This is a genomic window from Paenibacillus marinisediminis, from assembly GCF_054343325.1.
This window is the reverse complement of the sequence record NZ_JBTGUH010000030.1, coordinates 1-748: the sequence shown is the minus strand read 5'-3', so window position 1 is coordinate 748 and position 748 is coordinate 1. Positions and strand designations below refer to the sequence as shown.

At 49.1% G+C, this 748-nt stretch carries 2 tRNA genes and 2 rRNA genes; all 4 read right to left on the bottom strand.

Going from position 1 to position 748, the window contains the following annotated elements:
• Positions 1 to 107: ribosomal RNA gene (locus ACXX53_RS23095) — 23S ribosomal RNA — on the bottom strand; the annotation flags it as partial.
• A gap of 167 nt (positions 108 to 274) precedes the next feature.
• A tRNA-Ala gene (locus ACXX53_RS23090) sits at positions 275 to 350 on the bottom strand.
• Between the two features lie 33 nt (positions 351 to 383).
• Positions 384 to 460: transfer RNA gene (locus ACXX53_RS23085), tRNA-Ile, on the bottom strand.
• Between the two features lie 36 nt (positions 461 to 496).
• Positions 497 to 613 (bottom strand): 5S ribosomal RNA (gene rrf / locus ACXX53_RS23080).
• Positions 614 to 748: the final 135 nt, after the last annotated feature.

The window sequence follows — 748 nt, the reverse complement described above, 5'->3', positions numbered from 1 at the left end:
CCGGATCAATGCATGCTTACTGCTCCCCGAGGCGTATCGTTGTTCGCCACGTCCTTCATCGGCTCCTGGTGCCTAGGCATCCTCCGTGTGCTCTTAATAGCTTAACCAACGTTCCATGCTGACCAAGGTCAACACTTCACTAAGTTTCATCTAAAAAGATGAGGATATTCTAAGTCGCTTTTCTTACTTCGCGATTCAGTTTTCAAGGTACAATTGATACATTCACAAGAACATATCATACATGAATCTAACCTTACATTCCAGAGGAATGTTTTGGTGGAGCCAAGGGGGATCGAACCCCTGACCTCCTGCGTGCAAGGCAGGCGCTCTCCCAGCTGAGCTATAGCCCCATAATAGGTAGGTTATCTTCTATAAAGTTTAAATGGTGGGCCCTAGTGGACTCGAACCACCGACCTCACCCTTATCAGGGGTGCGCTCTAACCAGCTGAGCTAAGGGCCCTCATTCAGTCCACAAGAACTGAAGAGCATGTGCTCTGCTTGGCGGCGTCCTACTCTCCCAGGACCCTGCGGTCCAAGTACCATCGGCGATGAAAGGCTTAACGGTCGTGTTCGGGATGGGTACGCGTGGAACCCTTTCTCCATTACCACCAAACAAAGGTTTTATGCAATTGAAAGATTGCTCTTTCAAAACTGAAAACGAGCGGAATGTTAGTTGTTTATGTCTCCGTCGCAGGAGACGTAAATCCTTAGAAAGGAGGTGATCCAGCCGCACCTTCCGATACGGCTA